Consider the following 19,375-nt stretch of genomic DNA (forward strand, 5'->3'; position numbering starts at 1 on the left):
GCGAGGCTTTGTTATTAAAACCTTGCGGATTTTAAATGCCACTATCGGTGCAATCACGTAAATTTTGAAATTCTACTTGGCAGGGTTTTACTTTAACAAGTGCCTTAGAGTAAAATTTATGCTTAAAAAATGCCGACGTGCAGAGTTTAAATTTAGGTTTCCGCTTCGCTCGGCTTGTTTGCGTAATAAGTAAAATTTCAAATAGATATCCCATTGGCGCTTACATTGATAAGTACCAAGCGTTCGCCTAGGTTAAATTTTAAAATTTAAAGCCGAAAGCCTGCGCGCAAATCTAACAAAACCACCGCAAATTTACTCAAATTTACGGCAGCTTCTTTAAAATTTAAGGCGCATCACGCCTCCAAAATCGCTCCGTTGCTAGCGTTCGTGACCAACTTACGATACATTCTCAGCCAGCGATACGGCAGCGGTTTTTCAATCGGCTTAAATTTAGCCCTTCGCGCGGCGATCTCCTCCTCGCTTAGGCGCACGTTGATCGCGTATGTATCCACATCGATGTCGATGATGTCGCCATCTTGTAGCAGCCCGATCATGCCGCCCTCGGCAGCTTCGGGGCTCACGTGCCCGACGCTTAGCCCTCTCGTAGCGCCGCTAAATCTGCCGTCCGTGATCAGCGCGACGTCCGCGCCCAGACCTCGCCCCATGATTAGGCTCGTCGGGCTTAGCATCTCCTGCATGCCGGGACCTCCGCGCGGCCCTTCGTAGCGGATAACGACCACGTCGCCTTTGTTTACCTTGCCGCTTGAGATACCTTCTATCGCTTCGTCTTGGCTGTTAAAGCACACGGCCTTGCCGCTAAATTTGCGCTCGCCGATGATGCCCGCGGTCTTGATGACGCAGCCCTGCTCGGCTAAATTTCCAAACAAAATCGCCAGTCCGCCAACGTCCGAATAGGCGTTTTCGACCTTATGGATGACCTCTTCGTCTTTTATGGCGCTAGCGCCCACGCGCTCGCCTAGGCTCTCGCCCGTGACCGTCGGCGCGCCTAGGTCTAGCAGCCCGTTGTCGCGGCGCGAAATTTCGTTTATCACGGCGCTTAGCCCGCCCGCGCGGTCGATATCCTCCATGTGCACGTTTGGCAGGCTAGGGCTGATCTTGGCGATGTGGGCGATCTTGCGGCTAATGTCGTTTAGGCTTGCGATCTGCAAATTTACTCCCGCTTCGCGCGCGATAGCCAGGATGTGCAGCACGGTGTTGCTGCTGCCGCCCATCGCCATATCGACGACTAGGGCGTTTTGGATCGATTTTTCATTCACGATGTTGCGGATTTTGTATTTTTCATCGAGCGCTATCTCGCAGATACGGCGTCCCGCTTCCTTGATGAGCTCCTCGCGCTCAGGAGTAAGCGCGGGTACCGTGCCGTTGCCTTTTAGCGCGATACCCATCGCTTCGCACAGCGTATTCATCGAGTTTGCCGTAAACATCCCCGAGCAGCTGCCGCCGCTTGGACAGGCATTGCACTCGATATCTTTTAGTTCCTCGGCGCTGATCTCTTTGGTTTCAAATTTTCCGACCGCCTCAAACGCCGTGGATAGGTCGATCGGCTCGCCCTTTTTGGTGTAGCCCTTTTTCATCGGGCCGCCGCTGACGAATACCGTCGGCACGTTCACGCGAAGCGCGCCCATAAGCATGCCCGGCACGATTTTATCGCAGTTTGGCATGCACACGAGAGCATCTAAGGCGTGCGCGTTCATCACCGTTTCGATCGAGTTTGCGATCAGCTCGCGGCTAGGCAGGCTATAAAGCATCCCAGCGTGTCCCATCGCGATGCCGTCGTCCACGCCGATGCAGTTAAACTCAAACGGCACGCAGCCGTTTTTGCGAATCTCGTCTTTTAAAATTTCGGAGTATTTGTTGAGAAAAAAATGCCCCGGGATGATCTCGATGAAGCTGTTTGCCACGCCAATGAAGGGCTTTTCAAAGTCCTCGTCCTTTAGTCCGGTCGCTCTTAGCAAGCTTCTGTGCGGCGCACGCGTATAGCCCTTTTTGATGATGTCGCTTCTCATTTTTTGTCCTTGGATTGAAATTTTCTCCATTTTAGCATAAAATTTTACCGCTGCAGGGCGTTTTAAATTTTAGCGCATTAAAATTTAAAGTGGGACTATTGAGCTTAATCAAACCGAATCACTCCCGTTTTTGATATAATTGCACATCGATTATCAAAATCTTGCCGTTTGGCAGGAATAAAAAGGGGAAAAGATGCAAAGAAGAAATTTCTTAAAACTAACGTCTGCGTTGGCGGCTAGCGGGCTTGCTAGCCCTCTTTTTGCAAAGGAGACTTTTACTATTTACGGCGCGCCCGCGATGCCTAGCCTCATCATCGGCGTTGCGTGCATGCAGGGGCAGATCGGCAAAAAATACGACGCGAAGCTCGAGCTTTGGCGCGATCCAGATCAGCTGCGCGCAGGCGTGGCAAACGGCGAATACAAGGTCATGATGAGCCCTAGCAACGTGGGGGTGAACCTCGCAAATCAGGGGCGCAAGATCGGCATGGTAAATATCCTCACCGAGGGGCTAAATTTCGTGATGAGCAAGGGCGAGAAGATAACGGAATTTGCTCAGCTGAAGGGCAAAAAGATCGTCATGCCTTTTAAAAACGATATGCTAGACATCATCGTGCGAGCCATAGCGAAAAAGCAGGGCATTAGCGGGCTAAACATCGACTACACCGCCAGCCCCGCAGAGAGCGCGCAGCTGTTTTTGGCCAAAGACTACGACGTCACGATCACGGTCGAGCCACTAGCAAGCGCTATGATCTTAAAGGGCAAAGTATCAGGCATCGCCGTGCAGCGAGGGGCAAATTTAAGCGATATGTGGGCGCAGGCGTTTTCGGTAAAGCCTATAATCCCGCAAGCGGGCATCATCGCAGATACCGATTTTTACGCCGCGAAAAAGGCGGATTTTGAAATTTTAAATGCCGATTTAGCGGACGCGCTTGCGTGGATCAAAGCGAACAAACAAAGCGCTGCAGCAATCGGGACGAATTTCTTTCCCGCGCCGCCGCCTGCGATATTTATGAGCATCGATACGTCGAATTTATGCGTCAAAAAGCCTAGCGAGATCAAGGGCGAGCTTTTGAAATTTTATGAAATTTTGATGGAATTTAATCCTAAGCTCATCGGCGGCGCGATGCCTAAGGACGAGTTTTTTCTATGCTAAAAATCGATAAAATTCGCAAAGCTCAAAACCCCGCGTTTTACGTCATAGACTATCTGTGGGGCGGCTTTGCGAGCCTAGGGGCGGTGTGCTTTTTCATAGCCGTCTGGCAGGTAGCGAGCGAGGCTTACGGGCCGCTTATTCTGCCCGAACCCGCGGCTGTTTTTTCTAAGGCGTGCGAAATTTTAAAAAATTTCGCCGCAAACGATCTAGCCCTGTCGCTTAAGCGCGCGCTTGCAGGCACCTTCCTCGCGCTTTTTGCGGGGATTTGCAGCGGGCTCGCGGCGGGGTATTTCAAAAGCCTGCGAGCCTTTTTAAACCCGCTAATTACCGTGCTTCTTTCGACGCCGCCCATCGTTTGGATCGTGCTTGCGATATTTTGGTTTCATTTCGGCGATACAAGCGTGCTTTTTACCGTCGTTATCGTCGTCGCGCCGATGACCTTTGCGTCCGCGGCGCAGGCGATGGCTAGCGTAAGCGCCGAATACACCGAGCTTTTCGACAGCTACAAAAGCTCAATTTTAAAAAAACTGCGCTACCTCTACGCGCCGCATCTAATCGAGCGGCTGCTCCCTGCGATCTACGTCGCGGTCAGCAACGGCGCGAAGGTGCTTGTGATGGCGGAGCTTTTAGGCGCGAACGACGGCATCGGCGCAAAGATCGCCGAAGCGCGCGTCAATATCGACACGGTCGAGGTCATGGCGTATGTGTGCCTAGTGATAGCCTTTACGGCGCTTTTTGATTATCTCGTGACCAAGCCGCTTCAAATTTTACTGATGCCGTGGAGCAGATGATGCTAAAAATTTCAAATCTGCGCTACGAAATTCTGCGCGACGTTATAATTTCAGATTTTTCTTTGCAGTTGCGCGCGGGCGAAGTAAAGACGCTTTTTGGCCCGAGCGGCTGCGGCAAGACTTCGCTTTTGCGGCTGGTCTGCGGGCTGGAGGATAAAAAAAGCGGGCAGATCGAAAACGGCTTTAAAAAAATCAGCTTTTTGTTTCAAGAAAACCGCCTGCTACCTAACCTCACGGCGCTTAAAAATATCGAAATTTTTAGCCCCGTGGGCGTGAGCGAAATTTACGCCCTCGCCGCAAAGATCGGGCTAAGCCCGAGCGATCTGAATAAATTCCCGCGCGAGCTAAGCGGCGGCATGCAAAAGCGCACGGCGTTTTTGCGCACGATCCTTAGCGGCTGCGATCTGGCGCTGCTTGATGAGCCGTTTGTAGGTCTGGATCGCGATCTGCGCGGCGTGCTGATCGAAATTTTAGTCTCAAAGATCGAGCGCGAGGGGCTTGCCTGCCTTTTGGTGACCCACGACCGCTTCGAAGCCGCACGCCTAAGCCACGAGATCATCGAGCTCGAGCCCAAAGGGATGGGGCTTAGGCGCATCGTGAGCCTAGATGAGCCGCTAAGCGCGCGCGACGAGCGATACGAAGAGCGCGTGGTAAGCGAACAGTTTAGGGGGGTGAGCTATTATGAATAGAAATTTTATCTTTAATGCGCGCAAACAGGGAGGCTCCGCACGAAATTTAAACTTACGTTGCGGCTCAGACGCGAGCAAGCGAAGCTTTGGCGCGTATCGCGATCCGGGCGCGTACGGACACGGGCATTTGCCGGGCGCTAGATGCGACGATCTCGGCGCACGCATAGATGGGCTTTTTCGGGGCATCGGGCGCTACGATCTGGATGCGCGCAGGCGCGAGCTTTTGCGGGGTTCTGGATGTATCGATGTCGGCGCGGGCAGACACAGCCTCACACAGGATGCAGGGCACCGCGGTTTTATCACACCGAAATACGAACTGCACAGCCGTGCGAACTGCGATTATAGCGTGAGCGTGCTCCTGAACGGCGCAGTGTGCTGCGGTTTTACCGCGCGAAATTTAGCGCAATTTAGCAACGATACATACTGCGGCTCTAGCGCGAGTACTTACTTGCGGTATAGCTCTAGCGTGAGCGCTTGCTTACGGCGCGTTGGCGCGAACCGAGATGTCCACTCACGCCGCGACCCTAGCAGGAGTGTCAGCTTGCGACGCAGCTCTAGCACGAACGGCCGTTTGCAATCTAGTATGAGCGGACGCTCGCAGCGCAATTTCAATGCAGGCATTTGCTTGCGTCGCGTTGGCACGAAGCAGAGCGTTCATTTGTACTTCAAATTTGGCGCGAACCGAGACACCTTTCTACGTTGCGGTTTTGATACATGCGGATTTAGCGCGAAGTGTAGCACTCAAAAAACTATTTTGGGTGCCTGCCACTCGCTGTTTTGCGATGCAAGTGGGCTAGGTAGCGAGCAAAATCCCACTCTAGGCACCTTTTGTGCGGTGCAGAATTTTTTGAATTTACATGTCGCGCGCGATTTTAAGAATTTTAGCCCCGTAAATTTGAAGAAATTTAACCTCGCCGCCTCGCAATTTGTAAATTTAAAAAAGCAAATCCGCGCCGGCGAAGGTGCCAAGAAGAGCGCCGGTCCGTACAATTTGACGAGTTTTGGGCGCGAGACCCGCACGCCGGGCAGACTGGGCCCTGAAAATAAAATTCCCGCGCCGCGTAGATTTTACTTTGAGAGTGCGGTTGGTGCGCCGTGCGGACCCGGCCTCGGATACAGAAATTGCGAATTTGCGCAAAATTCTAAAGTTTGTGCCTCGGATTTTACACAAAATTTTAAAAATTTTGACCGGGGCTTGGAAGCCGAGCCCGTGCAAAATTGTAAAATTTCCGCTTTAAATTTTATACAAAATTTTTGGAATTCCGCTCGCGGTAGGGAAGTTGGGTCTATGCAAGGCTTCGGAAATTCGGGCCGAAATTTTGAGCCGAAATTCCCGCAGAGCGCTAAGAATTTCAAGCAAAATTTCGAGCAAAATCTCTCACAGAGTGCCAAAAATTCCGATCGCAATTCGGAGGCAGAGCCCGTGCGAGGCTTTAAAAATCAAAATTCCGCTCAGGTTTTTTTACAAAGTATCAAGAATTTTGATCAAAATTCTTTGTCGAGCTTTCCGCAAAACGGTAAAATCTACGAGCAAAATTCTACTCAGGGTTTTTCGCAAAGTGGCAGAAGTGCCGAGCCAAATTCCAAACCGAGTTTCTCGCAGAACATTAAAAATTCCGAACGGAATTTCCCGCTAAGCTTCTTGCAAGGCATCAAAAATTCCGATCAAAGTCAAAATTCCAAACCCGCCTCCGCGCAAAGCTTTAAAAATCAAAATTTCGCGTGGGATTTCTCACAAAACGGCGGAAGCACCGAGCCGAATTCTGTTCAGAACTTCTCGCAAAGCGCTAAAAATTCTGATCGAAATTTTAAGACCAATTCCACGCAAGACCGAACCGAGCCCGTTTCGCCGCAGGAGCTCAAAAATCCCGAGTCGTGCCCGGCGCAGCGGCAAGAGCTAGGTTTTTACGCGCCTAAATTTAAAGACGAGCGCGCTAGGAATTTTTTCTCTCATCCGATGCGCGCCTTCGTTCTTTGCGCCTGCTTTTTTGCGGCGCTGGGCGCGCTTAGCTTTTTAGCGCCGGACGCGCTGGCGATCGATTACGTCGCCGCTCATAAATTTTATTTTCTGTTTTTGGCGCCCTCGTGCATCTACGCGGCGTTTTTGCTTACCGCGCTGCCCGATTGGACGAATTTCGAGGGCTCGCTAAAGCCCGTCTCGCTTGCTTTTGCCGCCTGCCTGATCGCGGCTTTTATCGCAAGCTTTTTAAATTTACGGCTCGCGGCGGCGATTGTGGGGCTGTTTTGGGCGGTATTTTTCATCTTTGCGGCGCGGCTTTTGTGGCTGGATAAAAACTCGAATAATTTTAGCATCCTGGCGGTCTTAGCGGCGTTTTGCGCCTGCTCTGCGGCCTACGGCGCAAGCGGAGATGAGAAATTTTTGCTTAGCTTCGTGCATATCAACGTCGCGGCAATCGCCGTCGTAAGCTACCGCATAAGCGTCGTCATCGGTAACGAAGCGTTAAGAGAGGGCGGGCTGAAGGACGCTGTTTTTATTCCAAATTTTATCTACAAAAATTTAGCCGCTTTCCTCGCCTTTGCTTTGGCGCTCGCGACGCCATTTTTAAGTGAGGCGACGTGCGGGTTTGTCGCGCTTGGCATCGGGTTTTTGTTTTTGGCAAAACTTCGCGAGCTGCACTACGTCGAAATTCTAAGCCGCCACTATATGGCGTTTTACTACGCGCTGCAGGCTGCGTGCGCGGCGGGATACCTGTGGCTGGGCGCGACACTGATCCGCGGAGGATACGCTGCCGCGCCGCTGCACGTCATCGCGATCTGCTATATCTACGGAGCTATACTTTTCGTAGGAATGATCGCCGGCCAGCGCCACAGCGGAATTTCGCCGCTAAATTTTCCGCGCCTAAGCCGCGCGGCGCTCGTTTTGGCTCTGCTCGCGGGAGGTTTAAGAGCTGTTTTTGCTGGCGAGAGCTTTGTTTTATACGTGATGATCCCCGCGACGCTTTTTATCGCCGCGGTCGCGCTATATCTGATAAACTTCATTCCGATCTTTCTGAAAAATCCTTTCAGCGCGGATCCGGATTGATGCTCATCAAAGCGGGCTTGCCAAATTTTAGCTACAATCGATCAAATTTCATTTCAAGGAGAGCTTATGCAACACATCAAAAATATCGACGCCGCTAAGGCCGTAGAGCTTGCTTCGCTAGTCGAAGTATCCCCTCATAAGGTGATTTCGCGCACTCTCGCGCAAAATCCAGCGCTGAATATGACGCTTTTTGCCTTCGACGGCGGCGAGGAGATCAGCTCGCACAAATCCGACGGCGACGCGTTCGTTTACGTGCTTGAGGGCGAGGGCGATTTCACGATCGACGGGCAGAAGCACCGCGTAAAAGCGGGGCAAAGCATCGTCATGCCTGCGGGCTTGCCGCACGCGATCTCCGCGCCGGTGCCGTTTAAGTGGTTTTTAGTGGTGGTTTTTTAACCTCTAAGCTTAAGGGCGGGTCAAATTTTAAAATTTAAGCCCGCCCGCCGTTTCATAAAATTTTATCCGAAATTTCATTCTTAGGATCGCCTTGTTTGTTCCCGCCTGCTCCCGCTCGCCCTCGCAAAATTTTAAAATTTAGAAACGTTTAAATTTTACTTTTACAGCGCCCAAAAATTTCGTCTGTTTTGCAAACCGTGCGGGAGCTGAAAATAACACATCGCGTTTGCGCGCCGCGCGGAGCCCCGAAATCGCACGCTTGAGCTCGCATCGCAAGTCAAATCCATAGCTCGCGCGTTAAATTTTGAAGTCGCGCCTAGCATGCAAATGCGCGCCAAGCTAGTCGAGCAGATAGGCGCTGTAATAGGGCAATGCGTCGAGCGTGCAATACATATCGGGCGAGTAGAGCAGATGGACGCTGTAGTAGGGCAAACCCGCCGAGTGCGCAATGTGCGCCGAGTTAATAGATCGAGAGTTAAATTTAAAGGCCGTGCCCGGCGCGAAATGCACGCCAGACCGGTCTAAATTTTAAAATTTAGCTCTCGCTCGGGCTTAGCTCCTTGATGATGAGCTCAGGCGTGATCGTGCCGCGGAAGTTGTTTTTGCTAATCGTAAAGATCGCGTCGACCCGCTCGCCCGCGCGCGGCAAAAAGTCGTAGTTGAAAAACAGCGCCTCGACGCTGCCTCCGTTTTTGTCAAGCGCCATTTTGATATGCTTACCCTCCTTGCCGATCTCCCTGATATTGCGGGCGCGCGCGCCTTTGATGCAAAAGAGCGGGCGAGGATTTTTCTGCCCGTACGGCTCGTAAAATTCTAAAATTTCAAGCAGCTCGAAGTCTATCTGCGACGCGTCCAGCTCGCCCAGCAGATCGTCTTGCGCGCTAAAATCGCTCAGATCCTTAGGCGTTATGCGCTCATTTACGCGCCGCTTAAACTCCTGAAGTAGCGCAGGATCGATCCCCACGCCCGCAGCGCCCTTGTGCCCGCCGAAGGTAGTTAAAATTTCGCTTTGCGAGGAGATCAGCTCTAAAATGTCGAATTTGCCGATGCTGCGCGCGCTTCCTTTGGCCCGAGAGTCGCTTACGCTAAAGACGATCGCGGGCTTTTTGTAGGTCTTGCTTAGGCGGCTTGCGACGATGCCGATGATCCCTTCGTGCCACTGCGGACCCCACACGACGATGACGTTGTCGCTCGGATCGACGCTTTTTACGATCTCGTCGTAGAGGCTTTTCTCCTCCTCTTTGCGCGAGTTGTTGATCGAATTTATCGTCTCTAGGTAGTGGTTTGCCTCTCTGATATTTTTGGCGCATAGGAAGTTATACGACATCGTCGCATCGTCCATCCGCCCCGTGCAGTTGATTAGCGGCGCGATCGTGTAGCTGATATCGTCGAATTCGAAGTGCTTTTTAAAATAGTGCTCCTTAATCGCCTTGAAGCAGGCGCGGTTTGAGTTATTTAGCCGCTTGATACCGAAGCGCAAAAGCGCGCGGTTCATGTCGCGCAGCTCCATCATATCGGCGATTATGGCGATGATGAGGATATCCATCGAGCTTGCCATATCGTAGTTCACGCCGAGGGTTTCTTTTAGCGCGCCTACGAGATACCACGCTACCTGCGCGCCGCAAATTTCGATATTTGGGAAGGTGCAATCGGGCTGCTTCGGATTTATTATCGCATAAGCTCGCGGCAGCACGGGCGGGGGCATGTGATGATCGGTGATGATGAGATCGATCCCCTTTTGGGCGCAAATTTCGGCAGCTTTCGTCGCGGAGGTGCCGTTATCTACGGTAATGATGAGATCCACATCCTCAAGCTCTTCAATAATCTCGCTGTTTAGCCCGTATCCGTCGGTGAAGCGGTTCGGGATCTTGATAACGTACTCCGCGCCTATTTGATTGAAAAAATCGCTCATTATGACGGTGCTTACGATACCGTCGACGTCGTAATCGCCGACTACGGCTATGCGCTGGTTTTCTTCGATGGCAGTTTTTATGCGCAAAGCCGCCTTATAGGTATCTTTCAGATCGCAGGGTAAGGGAATTTCAGAAATTTTAGTATGCCGATCGTTCGCAAATCTCGATTTTAGAATTTCCCTTATCTCATTTTTACCTAGCATTTTTTATAGATGCTTCGATAAAGCCCAAAATAGCGGGATTTGGGCGCACTAGACGACTGGTAAATTCCGGGTGAAACTGCACGCCCAGAAAAAACGGATGGTTTTTTAGCTCGACCGCTTCGATAAGCCCGTCGCTCTCGCCGCAGACGATAAGACCGTGCTTTTCAAACTCGGCGCGGTACTTCGGATTGGCTTCGTAGCGGTGGCGGTGGCGCTCGCGGATGGTCTTTTGCTCGCCGTAAATTTTACCCAAAAGCGAGCCTTTTTTGACGTCGCAGTCATAGCCGCCCAGCCGCATAGTGCCGCCCATAGGGGATTTGTGCGTGCGAATCTGCTTTTTGCCGCTTGCGTCGATAAAGCTATCGATGAGGTAGATCACCGGATCTTCGGTCTGCGGGTCAAATTCCGAGGAGTTGGCATTTTTTAGTTTTAAGACATTGCGCGCAAACTCCACCATCGCAAGCTGCATCCCCAGGCAGATGCCCAAAAACGGCACCTTATGCACCCGCGCGTAGTTTATGGCTAAAATTTTACCCTCTACTCCGCGCGAACCGAAGCCGCCCGCGACCAAAATTCCGTTTACGTCGCGGAAAATTTCATCCACATTGCTCGCTTCAATTTTTTCGCTGTCGATCCATTTTAAGCTTATCCGCGTATCAAGCGTCGCGCCCGCGTGGATGATCCCTTCGGTGAGGGATTTGTAGCTTTCTTTCAGATCGATATATTTGCCGACGAAGGCGATCGTAGTTTCGTTCGTAGGCACAATGACGCGCTTAACGAGGCTGTCCCAGTTGCTCATATCGACTTCGAGCTTGTTTAAGCTTAGAGTCTCCGCGATCGGCGTTAAAATATCCTGCTTCAAAAACGCAAGCGGGATCTGATAGATACTCGCGCTATCGGGGCTTTCAATGACGCAGTTTTTATCCACTCCGCAGCTTAGCGCGATCTTGTCTTTAAGCGCGCGATTTAGCGGCATTTCGGAGCGGCAGATTATCATATCGGGGCTGATACCGATGCGGCGCAGCTCGCCTACGCTGTGCTGCGTGGGCTTGGTCTTAAGCTCGCCCGCTACCTTGATGAAAGGCACGAGCGTGAGGTGGATATTCATCGTATTTACCCTACCCAGCTCCACTCTCATTGCGCGGATCGCCTCTAAAAACGGTAGCCCCTCGATGTCGCCCACGGTGCCGCCGATCTCGACGATCAGCACGTCGTTGCCCTCGCCCGCCTTTTTTATGCGGCGCACGATCTCGCCTACGATGTGAGGGATTACCTGGATCGTCTTACCCAGATAATCACCCCTGCGCTCCTTTTCGATGACGGAGCTGTAGACTTTGCCCGTGGTGAAGTTGTTATCTTGGCTTAAATTTTCATCCAAGAACCGCTCGTAGTGCCCCAAATCCAGATCGGTCTCCGCGCCGTCGTCGGTGACGAAAACCTCTCCGTGCTCCAGCGGGCTCATGGTGCCGGGATCGACGTTGATATAAGGATCCGCCTTTAGGATGCGCACTTTAAGCCCCGCATGCTTTAAAAGCGTCGCGATCGACGCCGCCGCAATACCCTTACCCAGCGAGCTCAGCACTCCGCCGGTGACGAAAATATATTTCGTTTGTTTTGCCATAAGTTTTCCTAAATTTTGATATTAATGTTGCGATTATAACTTCTTTTAGGTTAAAGCACACTAAGCTAGAATTTGAAAATTTTAGAAATTTACGGCAAAATACGCACCCAAATAAATTTTAAATTTAAAGGAGAGATGATGAAAAAGATCATCGCGGCTTTAGTGCTCATCGTAGCGCTTATAGTGGGCGTTTTTGTAGCGACAAAGGACGCTAAAACGGGCGTAGCTAAAAGTGTAAACGATAGCATAACCAAAACGGTTGACAGTGCGGTCGGCAAGAGTGCCAGCGCGGCGATTGAGCAGCAGATTGCGGAATTTATCGCTAGAAACGAAATTTTCGAGACTAAGAGCGCTAAATTTTATCCCGGAGATAGCAACTCAAGCGGCTTTATCGAAGGCGTAGTAAAAAAAGAGAAACTGCAAAAAAGCCTTGCTGAAGGCTTTAGCAAGCTAAAGGAAAAAGCAGGCGCGCAAGATAGCAACGATACGGACGAGCCAGATCCTGCTAAAATTTTCCCGGAGGATTTTGCTTTTCGCTATGACTACACTATTAAGCATAGCGTAAAAAACGCTGCGGATGGATTTGAGAGCGACGGAATTTTAACGATTAAGACGCCATATTACGCAGAGCCTTGCAAGAAGCTGTTTAAGACTGACGCGCCGCTTAGCACGCATCTAAACTACGGACCTACAGAGGTTAAATTTAGCGCAAAGCTAGCCGATATAAATGTGCTCGAAGATGGCGGAATAGGACGTCTTGCAGGCCTTAGCCTAAACGGCACGAGCGATATGAGCGGCAAAACGATAAAAGCCTTGGGTTTTCAAATCGGTGAAATTTTTATAGATGACGGCAAGGATTCGGGTCTTGATATAAAGGATCTTATCTATGAGGCAAACTTTAAAAATGGCATCCAAGATCTAGACGATAATATAACTAAGCTCTTTTTGAATGACATAGATTTTGCAGGCAGCACAAAAGAGCTCGTCGTAACTGTAGATAAACAGCGCTTCGTCGTAGTTACGGATATGAGCACGGAAGGTAGCTACCGCGTAAAAGATGGAATTTTAAATTTCAACGAAAGCGATAAAGCCCAAAGCCTAAAAATCGCTGACGTGCTAGTGCGAAACATCCATTTAGGCGTCGATACCAGCTTTAGCGCCGCACTTTTCGAAAAATATCTGTCTGTTATCTCAAATCCACAAGAAGGCGAAAAATTAGCGGAAAATAAAGAGCTTTTTATGAAGCTGCTAAAAGATGATATGAAAATCAACGTGAATGATTTTTCGTTTGAAAATAGCCTCGGTAAGAAATTTGCTTTTAACGCAAGCGCGCTAGTAGGCGGCTACATCGACGAGACGCAGCTTTTTAAGCGTATGAGCTTGGACGGCAAAGCTACGATAAATACGACCATCACGGACTTCCTATCGCCTTATGACAGCTTGCGCGATTTTGCGCCTATGGCGGAAGTTTACGGCTCGCAGTTTCTTAAGCCTGATGGAGATGGGGTTAAGATGGAGTTTAGCTTCGATAAGGCAAGCAACTCTATGATCTTAAACGGAAAGCCTATCCCGCTACCGCACAATTAAATTTTTAAGCTTTGCGAGCAAATTTTAAATCCGCTTGCAAAGCTCTTTTTATTTCTTGCTTTTTTGGCGCAGAATTTTGTAAAGCTCCACGTAAATTTTTACCTGCAAAATTTCGTGGCGGCGCCATAAAATTTCGCTCAAATTTTACCGTATCGTTTCTGCATGCCTTGCTAAATTTTAAAACTTACAAGCCAAAATCTCATACTTACAATGACAGATAGACTTAAGCAAATTTGGCTATAATGCGCGCTTTTGCAGCGCAGCTAGCGTAAATTTAAAAGACGGCGGATTATGAGCGGCATTTATTACGCCGCCTCTTTTGACGACGTATTTTATATTGGGAAACTAACGCTAAATTTGCATTTTTAAATTTCAAGGAACGATATGAAAGTAATCAAACGAAACGGCAGAACCGAGGAACTTGACGTAAGCAAGATCAAAAAATACACGAGCGAGGCGGTAAAGGGGCTGGAAAACGTAAGCCTTAGCGAGCTTGAGGTGGACGCAAAGATCCAGTTTCGTGATATGATCACCACGGAGGAGATCCAACAAACCCTCATCAAAACCGCAGTCGAGAAGATCGACGTGGACCGCCCGAACTGGACCTTCGTCGCCGCGCGGTTATTTTTATACGATCTGTATCACAAGGTAACGGGCTTTAGCGGCTACAACAGCCTAAAAGATTACTTCGCTCGCGGCGAGGCGGCGGGTCGCATAATGCTCGGGCTTAAGGAAAAATACGATCTAGAGGATCTAAATTCTTATCTGCAGCCGCAGCGCGATTTGCAGTTTAACTACCTAGGCATCAAGACGCTTTACGATCGCTATCTCATCAAGGATAAAAGCGGCGCGCCGATCGAGCTTCCGCAGCAGATGTTTATGGCGATCGCGATGTTCCTCGCGCAAAACGAGCTTGACTGCCAGAGCTGGGCGAAAAAATTTTACGATCTCATATCTAAATTTGAAGTCATGCTGGCTACTCCGACGCTTTCAAACGCCCGCACGACGCGACATCAGCTAAGCAGCTGCTACGTGGGCTCCACGCCTGATAATATCGAAGGAATTTTCGATAGTTACAAGGAGATGGCGCTTCTGAGCAAATTCGGCGGCGGTATCGGCTGGGACTGGTGCAAGGTGCGCGCGATGGGCGGCAGCATCGACGGACATAAAAACGCCGCGGGCGGTATCATCCCATTTTTAAAGATCACGAACGACATCGCCGTCGCCGTCGATCAGCTGGGCACGCGCAAGGGCGCTATCGCCGTGTATATCGAGCCGTGGCATATGGACGTGAGCGACTTCCTCGATCTGCGCAAAAACTCAGGCGAGGAGAGGCGCCGCGCGCATGAAATTTTCCCCGCGCTGTGGATAAACGATCTGTTTATGAAAAGGCTTCAAAACGGCGGCAAATGGACGCTCTTCGATCCTGCAGAAGTAAGCGATCTGAGCGATCTATATGGCGCGGAATTTGAAGCGCGCTACGAGCAGTACGAGGCCGACGATAAAATTTCAAAATCCACTATCCTGGCAAAGGAGCTTTGGAAGAAAATTTTAACGAGCTATTTTGAGACCGGAATGCCCTTTTTATGCTTCAAAGATAACGCCAACCGCATCAATCCAAACGCGCATCAAGGCCTGATTCGAAGCTCAAATTTATGCACCGAGATCTTTCAAAACACGGCGCCGAACCACTACAAAATCAAGGTCGTTTTCGCTGACGGCAGCGAGAGGCTGTTTGAGGAAAACGAAGAGGTAAGAACCGACGCAGACATCGTAAAAAAGGCGAAAAAGATCACGGCGTTAGACACGCTGGGCGGCAAAGAAATTTTTATCGTAGAGAAAGGCTGCGACGAGGGCGCGACGGCGGTTTGTAACCTCGCAAGCGTAAATTTAAGCAAAATCAATAGCCGCGAGGATATAGCTCGCGTGATGCCGATCGCCGTGCGAATGCTCGACAACGTCATCGATCTAAATTTTTACCCGCACGCCAAGGTCAAACACACCAATCTAAAAACCCGCGCGATAGGGCTCGGCGTGATGGGCGAAGCGCAAATGCTTGCCGAGCGCGGCGTGAAGTGGGGTAGCTACGAGCACTTCGAGCTGATTGATAGGATAATGGAAAACGTGAGCTTTAACGCGATCAAGGCAAGTTCAAATTTAGCCGTAGAAAAGGGCAGATACCCCGATTTCGCGGGCTCGAAGTGGAGCGAAGGAATTTTCCCGGTCGATTTAGCGAACGAAAACGCCAAAGCGCTCGTTAAGCGCGGCGGACTCTTTGAGCAGAGTAGCTGCGACTGGGACGGACTGCGCGAGAAAGTAAAGCGCGACGGCATGCGAAACGGCTACCTGATGGCGATCGCGCCGACATCGAGCATCAGCATACTCGTAGGCACCACGCAGACGATCGAGCCGGTGTATAAGCGTAAATGGTTCGAGCACAACCTAAGCGGCATGATCCCGGTCGTCGTGCCGAATTTAAGCCCGAAAACGTGGCAGGCGTACGTACCTGCGTACGAGCTCGATCAACGCCTACTCGTAAAGGCGGGCGCCATCCGCCAAAAATGGATCGACCAAGGTCAGAGCCTAAATATCTTCATGAGCCTGGATAAGGCAAGCGGCGGCTATTTGAGTGAAATTTACACGCTTGCGTGGCAGCTCGGGTTAAAATCGACCTACTACCTGCGCTCCGAAAGCCCAGATAGCGAGAAGCTAAACAACGTCGCGGACCGCTCGATCGAGTGCGAGGGGTGTCAGTAAAATACGGCGGCGCTATGGTTGAATATAAAATTTGAAAAATTTTGAAATTTTTAAGAGCCGCTATAAAATTTTTGTAAAATTTAAGCGGCTCAGGTCGATAGCAAAGCGAAATTGCTTATTAAAGAATTCCTTGCCTTTCGAAGTAGTTTGATTTAATAACGGACGAGCAAAAAAGCGCAGCCTTCGCAAGAACCAAATTGTTTCAACGGCGCTCGCTCAAATTTAAAGCGTAGATTATTCTACCTGTCCGAGCTTTTTAAGATAGGCAAAAATTTTAGCGATCTCGATCATTTTATTTAGGCTTTCGAGCAGTTTTGCGCTTTGCGAGCTCGGCGCGGATTTGAAAATTTCGCTATTTTCAACGCCGATTACGAGGCTGTTTTCACCCAGATAAAGCTCAGTTTTGCCGAACAAATTTACGGTGATCGTCTGCATGTTTTCTAAAATTTTTTTGTTTTGCAAAAATGCGGCAGCAGCGGGATTGTTGAGATATACGTCAAACGACGCGCTTAGATGCGGGCTGTCTTTAAGCAGCTTAAGATCCGACGCGCCGAAGATAAACTCTCCGCGCGGTACGACTAAAATTTTGCTATCGAAAGTCTCGCTAAAATCGAATTTTGCAAAAAGCCCGTCGAAAATCGCCGTATCATCCTTTTTTTTGAGATGCAGAATTTTATCCAGCTCAAATACCCGATTTTCTCTGTTTTTATCGAAATCGCGACTTAGGCAGATGTCGCCGATTTTTATGCCAAATTCGGGCGTCTTGCCCACTATAGCGTGCTTGCAAGTGCATAGATTTGCCTCTTTACGGAGCGGATTTTTGTAAATTTCATCGAGTAAAAACGCGCCGAAAGGCTGAAAGGTAAGGCGCAGCTCCTTTGCGATCCAAAGCAAAAATTCGTTTTTAAAAGCCTCTTCACTGAGCGCTTCAAATTTACGCGAAATACGCACGGCTAGGTATTTGTAAGCAGGATAAGCAAGAGCTAGCAGTACCAATAAAAACAGGAACGAGAAATCTCCGAAATCCTTGCGCATAGCAATAAACAGCGCCAGTACTACCACTGCTACACCGCCGCGCGCCTTCCAAAGCGCCACATTGCGTGCTCCATCTAGTTTTTGCTTTTTTAATTCGTAAGAAACAAGGCTCATCGCTATCCCCGTGAGTGAAATTTGACGCTCATTATAGCGAAAAATGGGATTAAATCAAGCCATATGATAAGCGCGTTGCTATTTATAAGGCGGGTTTTTTCATAATAGCTCAAAAGCATATAAATCGCCGCCTTTTTCTCTGCATTTTACAATATCGCCGTATTTGAATTCTAAAATTTCATCCAGTTCGGATTCAAAATTCGTCGTATCGGTAATTTTAAAAATATATTGCGCGATTTGAACAGCCTTTACCGGGCGCCATACATCGATATCTTCGTTTAAAATTTTTATAAAAATTTCTTTATCGATCGCGCTTGCCGTATTAAACCTTTCTGCCCGGTTATCTAAAATTCTTTCTGCCTAGCCACAATTTAAGATATTTTAATACGGGTCTTAAATAATCATTAGTAGCATTGGCTTTAAAGGTGCTTACGTCTGATTCGATCAAATACCAGCTATATCCGTCATCCTTTAAAATATTCATTTTGCGATGTTTGGCCTCAGCGTTTGCGTCCGATATCTCTATATCCAGTACTTTATTTGCGATATTCATCTGCACCGATAGGTTGGAGCTTAGATCATATATGAAACGGTTAAGATCTTTGATAATATGCGTATTATATACGTCATCGATCATTTCGGCTCTTTTCTTCCTAAAAATTTCCTCTTCTATTGGGTCTCCATCAATAAGCTTTCCATAATGATCTTCATCGGCTACGAGCTCTTCGTAAGATGCGGTAAAACATCTAAAATATTCCCCGTACATCCCAAATTTCCAATTCGTAGGCACCGTTTCATCGATTACTTGAAAATATTCGCTATTAAATCGATTGTAATCTATATCGTCTTCAAACGGTAATATGCAATAATAAATCCGCCCCTCTTCATATTGGATACCATGAACAAAATAGGTTCTATTTAATCTCAGATGCTCATGCCTATCTTCTTTTATACATTTTACAATCATTTTTAATCATCCTTAAATTTGAAATCGTCTACGGCTTCTATGATGGGCTACTCGTCTTTATCGCCTATTATACTATTTCTAACAAGTTCTGTAAAAAATTCTTTGTTTTTGGATTTGTTGATTGCCTCTTTTATAGCATTAAAGGATAATTTTAAATTCTTTAAATTGCCGTCTATAATGCAAAAACCGTTTTTCTCACACAATGATATTACGCCCCTTAATACTGCTTCATACTCGGATCTAAAATCGATACGAAACGTAACGGACTCTATTATATTATTAGCATCAAAAAGTACCTCTAAGCGGTTGCCGTTTTCGCTTCCATATAGATCCATTTCGTTAGACTAAGATTTTTCGGGCTTTAATAGGTGCGAAAATTTCAGAAAATATCTCTTTTTGATCTTTGCCTTTTTCCAATACTTATCGTCTTCAAAGAGCTTTATATTGCCATATTGCCGGTCGTATTGCAGATCGTAGGTATCGCTTTTAGGCAGAATAAAAAACTCACATTGCCAAATTGCCATATCCTCTTTCCTCAAATATTTTCATTATAAAATTTTAAAAGTAATACACATAGCAGCCTCGGTCATCGTATATATCAAATAAAATCGAAAATTTCTCTTTATTGTTTACGGCTAACTGAACTCTAATGTTCAAAGAGGGTTCTTTTGCCAGCTCAAAATTAAAATGGCGCAGCAGTATGGATCTCAAAAAATTTGGCTCAAGCGTCTTTTCTTTTATAAAAATAACGCCCGCTCTGGCGCCGTTTTTATAAGGCTTAGCTTTTGTGTATTGCCCCTTCATATTTTTAAGAAGATATTCTTCTATTTTCTCATCTCTTTCCCAAAAAAGAATTTTATAAACTACGCTATCTAAGTGGCTTGCTTTTGAAATTAAAAACATAACTAGCCTTATTTTAGCCTCGACATCGATATTTTCAAAATCTATTCTCGATCTGGCTACGCCTCTTTTATTTCTACTTATTTTTCTAAATTCTATATCGAAATTAGTTGGGTCTATAATACTTTTTATCATTGCCGTCGCCTTTTAAAAACCTTTCGCTGCGTGATACTATACAA

15 protein-coding genes are annotated in these 19,375 nt (G+C 48.4%); 7 read left to right on the forward strand and 8 right to left on the reverse strand.

Features of this window, described 5'->3' with window-relative positions; all coding sequences use genetic code 11:
- Positions 1–353: 353 nt before the first annotated feature.
- Entirely contained in the window at positions 354–2,027 is a 1,674-nt protein-coding gene (gene ilvD / locus Q0198_RS02835; RefSeq protein WP_297894712.1) for a dihydroxy-acid dehydratase, read from the reverse strand.
- Between the two features lie 193 nt (positions 2,028–2,220).
- Here ilvD and Q0198_RS02840 point away from each other — a divergent pair, with 193 nt between their 5' ends.
- The 5 genes from Q0198_RS02840 to Q0198_RS02860 all read left to right on the forward strand — a co-directional run bounded on the left by Q0198_RS02840 (position 2,221) and on the right by Q0198_RS02860 (position 8,099).
- A complete protein-coding gene (locus tag Q0198_RS02840) occupies positions 2,221–3,180 on the forward strand; it encodes an ABC transporter substrate-binding protein (RefSeq protein WP_297894713.1) in 960 nt (319 codons plus the stop codon).
- Positions 3,174–3,971 (forward strand): ABC transporter permease subunit, encoded by a 798-nt coding sequence (locus tag Q0198_RS02845; RefSeq protein WP_297894715.1) that lies wholly within the window; start codon positions 3,174–3,176, stop codon positions 3,969–3,971. Before Q0198_RS02840 ends, Q0198_RS02845 begins: the two co-directional genes overlap by 7 nt.
- Positions 3,971–4,660 (forward strand): ATP-binding cassette domain-containing protein, encoded by a 690-nt coding sequence (locus Q0198_RS02850; RefSeq protein WP_297894718.1) that lies wholly within the window; start codon positions 3,971–3,973, stop codon positions 4,658–4,660. Before Q0198_RS02845 ends, Q0198_RS02850 begins: the two co-directional genes overlap by 1 nt.
- The gene (locus Q0198_RS02855) at positions 4,653–7,703 is read left to right on the forward strand and encodes an NnrS family protein (protein ID WP_297894721.1); all 3,051 of its coding nucleotides are present in this window, start codon (positions 4,653–4,655) and stop codon (positions 7,701–7,703) included. The genes Q0198_RS02850 and Q0198_RS02855 overlap by 8 nt, the downstream gene beginning before the upstream one ends.
- Before the next feature lie 66 nt (positions 7,704–7,769).
- The gene (locus Q0198_RS02860) at positions 7,770–8,099 is read left to right on the forward strand and encodes a cupin domain-containing protein (protein WP_297894722.1); all 330 of its coding nucleotides are present in this window, start codon (positions 7,770–7,772) and stop codon (positions 8,097–8,099) included.
- 535 nt (positions 8,100–8,634) lie between these two features.
- On the opposite strand, the gene recJ is transcribed toward Q0198_RS02860, so the two are convergent.
- Both recJ and Q0198_RS02870 read right to left on the reverse strand, forming a co-directional pair.
- The gene (recJ, locus tag Q0198_RS02865; protein ID WP_297894725.1) at positions 8,635–10,215 is read right to left on the reverse strand and encodes a single-stranded-DNA-specific exonuclease RecJ; all 1,581 of its coding nucleotides are present in this window, start codon (positions 10,213–10,215) and stop codon (positions 8,635–8,637) included.
- Positions 10,205–11,836 carry a CTP synthase gene (locus Q0198_RS02870; protein WP_297894728.1) on the reverse strand — a complete coding sequence of 544 codons (1,632 nt, stop codon included), beginning with the start codon at positions 11,834–11,836 and terminating at the stop codon, positions 10,205–10,207. The genes recJ and Q0198_RS02870 overlap by 11 nt, the downstream gene beginning before the upstream one ends.
- Positions 11,837–11,974: 138 nt before the next feature.
- Here Q0198_RS02870 and Q0198_RS02875 point away from each other — a divergent pair, with 138 nt between their 5' ends.
- Complete coding sequence (locus tag Q0198_RS02875; RefSeq protein ID WP_297894731.1) at positions 11,975–13,423, forward strand: DUF945 family protein; 1,449 nt, start codon at positions 11,975–11,977, stop codon at positions 13,421–13,423.
- 384 nt (positions 13,424–13,807) lie between these two features.
- Complete coding sequence (locus tag Q0198_RS02880) at positions 13,808–16,180, forward strand: ribonucleoside-diphosphate reductase subunit alpha (RefSeq protein WP_297894733.1); 2,373 nt, start codon at positions 13,808–13,810, stop codon at positions 16,178–16,180.
- Positions 16,181–16,414: 234 nt separating this feature from the next.
- Here the strand turns inward: Q0198_RS02880 and Q0198_RS02885 are convergent, their stop codons facing one another.
- The 5 genes from Q0198_RS02885 to Q0198_RS02905 all read right to left on the reverse strand — a co-directional run bounded on the left by Q0198_RS02885 (position 16,415) and on the right by Q0198_RS02905 (position 19,331).
- Positions 16,415–17,329 (reverse strand): DUF3137 domain-containing protein, encoded by a 915-nt coding sequence (locus tag Q0198_RS02885; RefSeq protein ID WP_177387312.1) that lies wholly within the window; start codon positions 17,327–17,329, stop codon positions 16,415–16,417.
- A 340-nt stretch (positions 17,330–17,669) separates the two neighbouring features.
- Positions 17,670–17,966: a hypothetical protein gene (locus Q0198_RS02890; RefSeq protein ID WP_297894735.1), complete on the reverse strand. Its 297-nt coding sequence runs from the start codon at positions 17,964–17,966 to the stop codon at positions 17,670–17,672.
- Positions 17,967–18,343: 377 nt separating this feature from the next.
- On the reverse strand, positions 18,344–18,631 hold the full coding sequence (locus Q0198_RS02895) for a hypothetical protein (RefSeq protein WP_297894738.1): 288 nt from the start codon (positions 18,629–18,631) through the stop codon (positions 18,344–18,346).
- 9 nt (positions 18,632–18,640) lie between these two features.
- Positions 18,641–18,820: a hypothetical protein gene (locus Q0198_RS02900; protein ID WP_297894741.1), complete on the reverse strand. Its 180-nt coding sequence runs from the start codon at positions 18,818–18,820 to the stop codon at positions 18,641–18,643.
- 34 nt (positions 18,821–18,854) lie between these two features.
- A complete protein-coding gene (locus Q0198_RS02905) occupies positions 18,855–19,331 on the reverse strand; it encodes a hypothetical protein (RefSeq protein ID WP_297894744.1) in 477 nt (158 codons plus the stop codon).
- Positions 19,332–19,375: the final 44 nt, after the last annotated feature.

The organism is uncultured Campylobacter sp., from assembly GCF_938045205.1.
Lineage (GTDB): Bacteria > Campylobacterota > Campylobacteria > Campylobacterales > Campylobacteraceae > Campylobacter_B.

Bases quoted from the DNA above. Each gene is read 5' to 3' on its own strand.
- ilvD (WP_297894712.1), bottom strand. From the start codon at position 2,027: ATGAGAAGCGACATCATCAAAAAGGGCTATACGCGTGCGCCGCACAGA.
- Q0198_RS02840 (WP_297894713.1), top strand. From the start codon at position 2,221: ATGCAAAGAAGAAATTTCTTAAAACTAACGTCTGCGTTGGCGGCTAGC.
- Q0198_RS02845 (WP_297894715.1), top strand. From the start codon at position 3,174: ATGCTAAAAATCGATAAAATTCGCAAAGCTCAAAACCCCGCGTTTTAC.
- Q0198_RS02850 (WP_297894718.1), top strand. From the start codon at position 3,971: ATGCTAAAAATTTCAAATCTGCGCTACGAAATTCTGCGCGACGTTATA.
- Q0198_RS02855 (WP_297894721.1), top strand. From the start codon at position 4,653: ATGAATAGAAATTTTATCTTTAATGCGCGCAAACAGGGAGGCTCCGCA.
- Q0198_RS02860 (WP_297894722.1), top strand. From the start codon at position 7,770: ATGCAACACATCAAAAATATCGACGCCGCTAAGGCCGTAGAGCTTGCT.
- recJ (WP_297894725.1), bottom strand. From the start codon at position 10,215: ATGCTAGGTAAAAATGAGATAAGGGAAATTCTAAAATCGAGATTTGCG.
- Q0198_RS02870 (WP_297894728.1), bottom strand. From the start codon at position 11,836: ATGGCAAAACAAACGAAATATATTTTCGTCACCGGCGGAGTGCTGAGC.
- Q0198_RS02875 (WP_297894731.1), top strand. From the start codon at position 11,975: ATGAAAAAGATCATCGCGGCTTTAGTGCTCATCGTAGCGCTTATAGTG.
- Q0198_RS02880 (WP_297894733.1), top strand. From the start codon at position 13,808: ATGAAAGTAATCAAACGAAACGGCAGAACCGAGGAACTTGACGTAAGC.
- Q0198_RS02885 (WP_177387312.1), bottom strand. From the start codon at position 17,329: ATGAGCCTTGTTTCTTACGAATTAAAAAAGCAAAAACTAGATGGAGCA.
- Q0198_RS02890 (WP_297894735.1), bottom strand. From the start codon at position 17,966: ATGATCGATGACGTATATAATACGCATATTATCAAAGATCTTAACCGT.
- Q0198_RS02895 (WP_297894738.1), bottom strand. From the start codon at position 18,631: ATGGATCTATATGGAAGCGAAAACGGCAACCGCTTAGAGGTACTTTTT.
- Q0198_RS02900 (WP_297894741.1), bottom strand. From the start codon at position 18,820: ATGGCAATTTGGCAATGTGAGTTTTTTATTCTGCCTAAAAGCGATACC.
- Q0198_RS02905 (WP_297894744.1), bottom strand. From the start codon at position 19,331: ATGATAAAAAGTATTATAGACCCAACTAATTTCGATATAGAATTTAGA.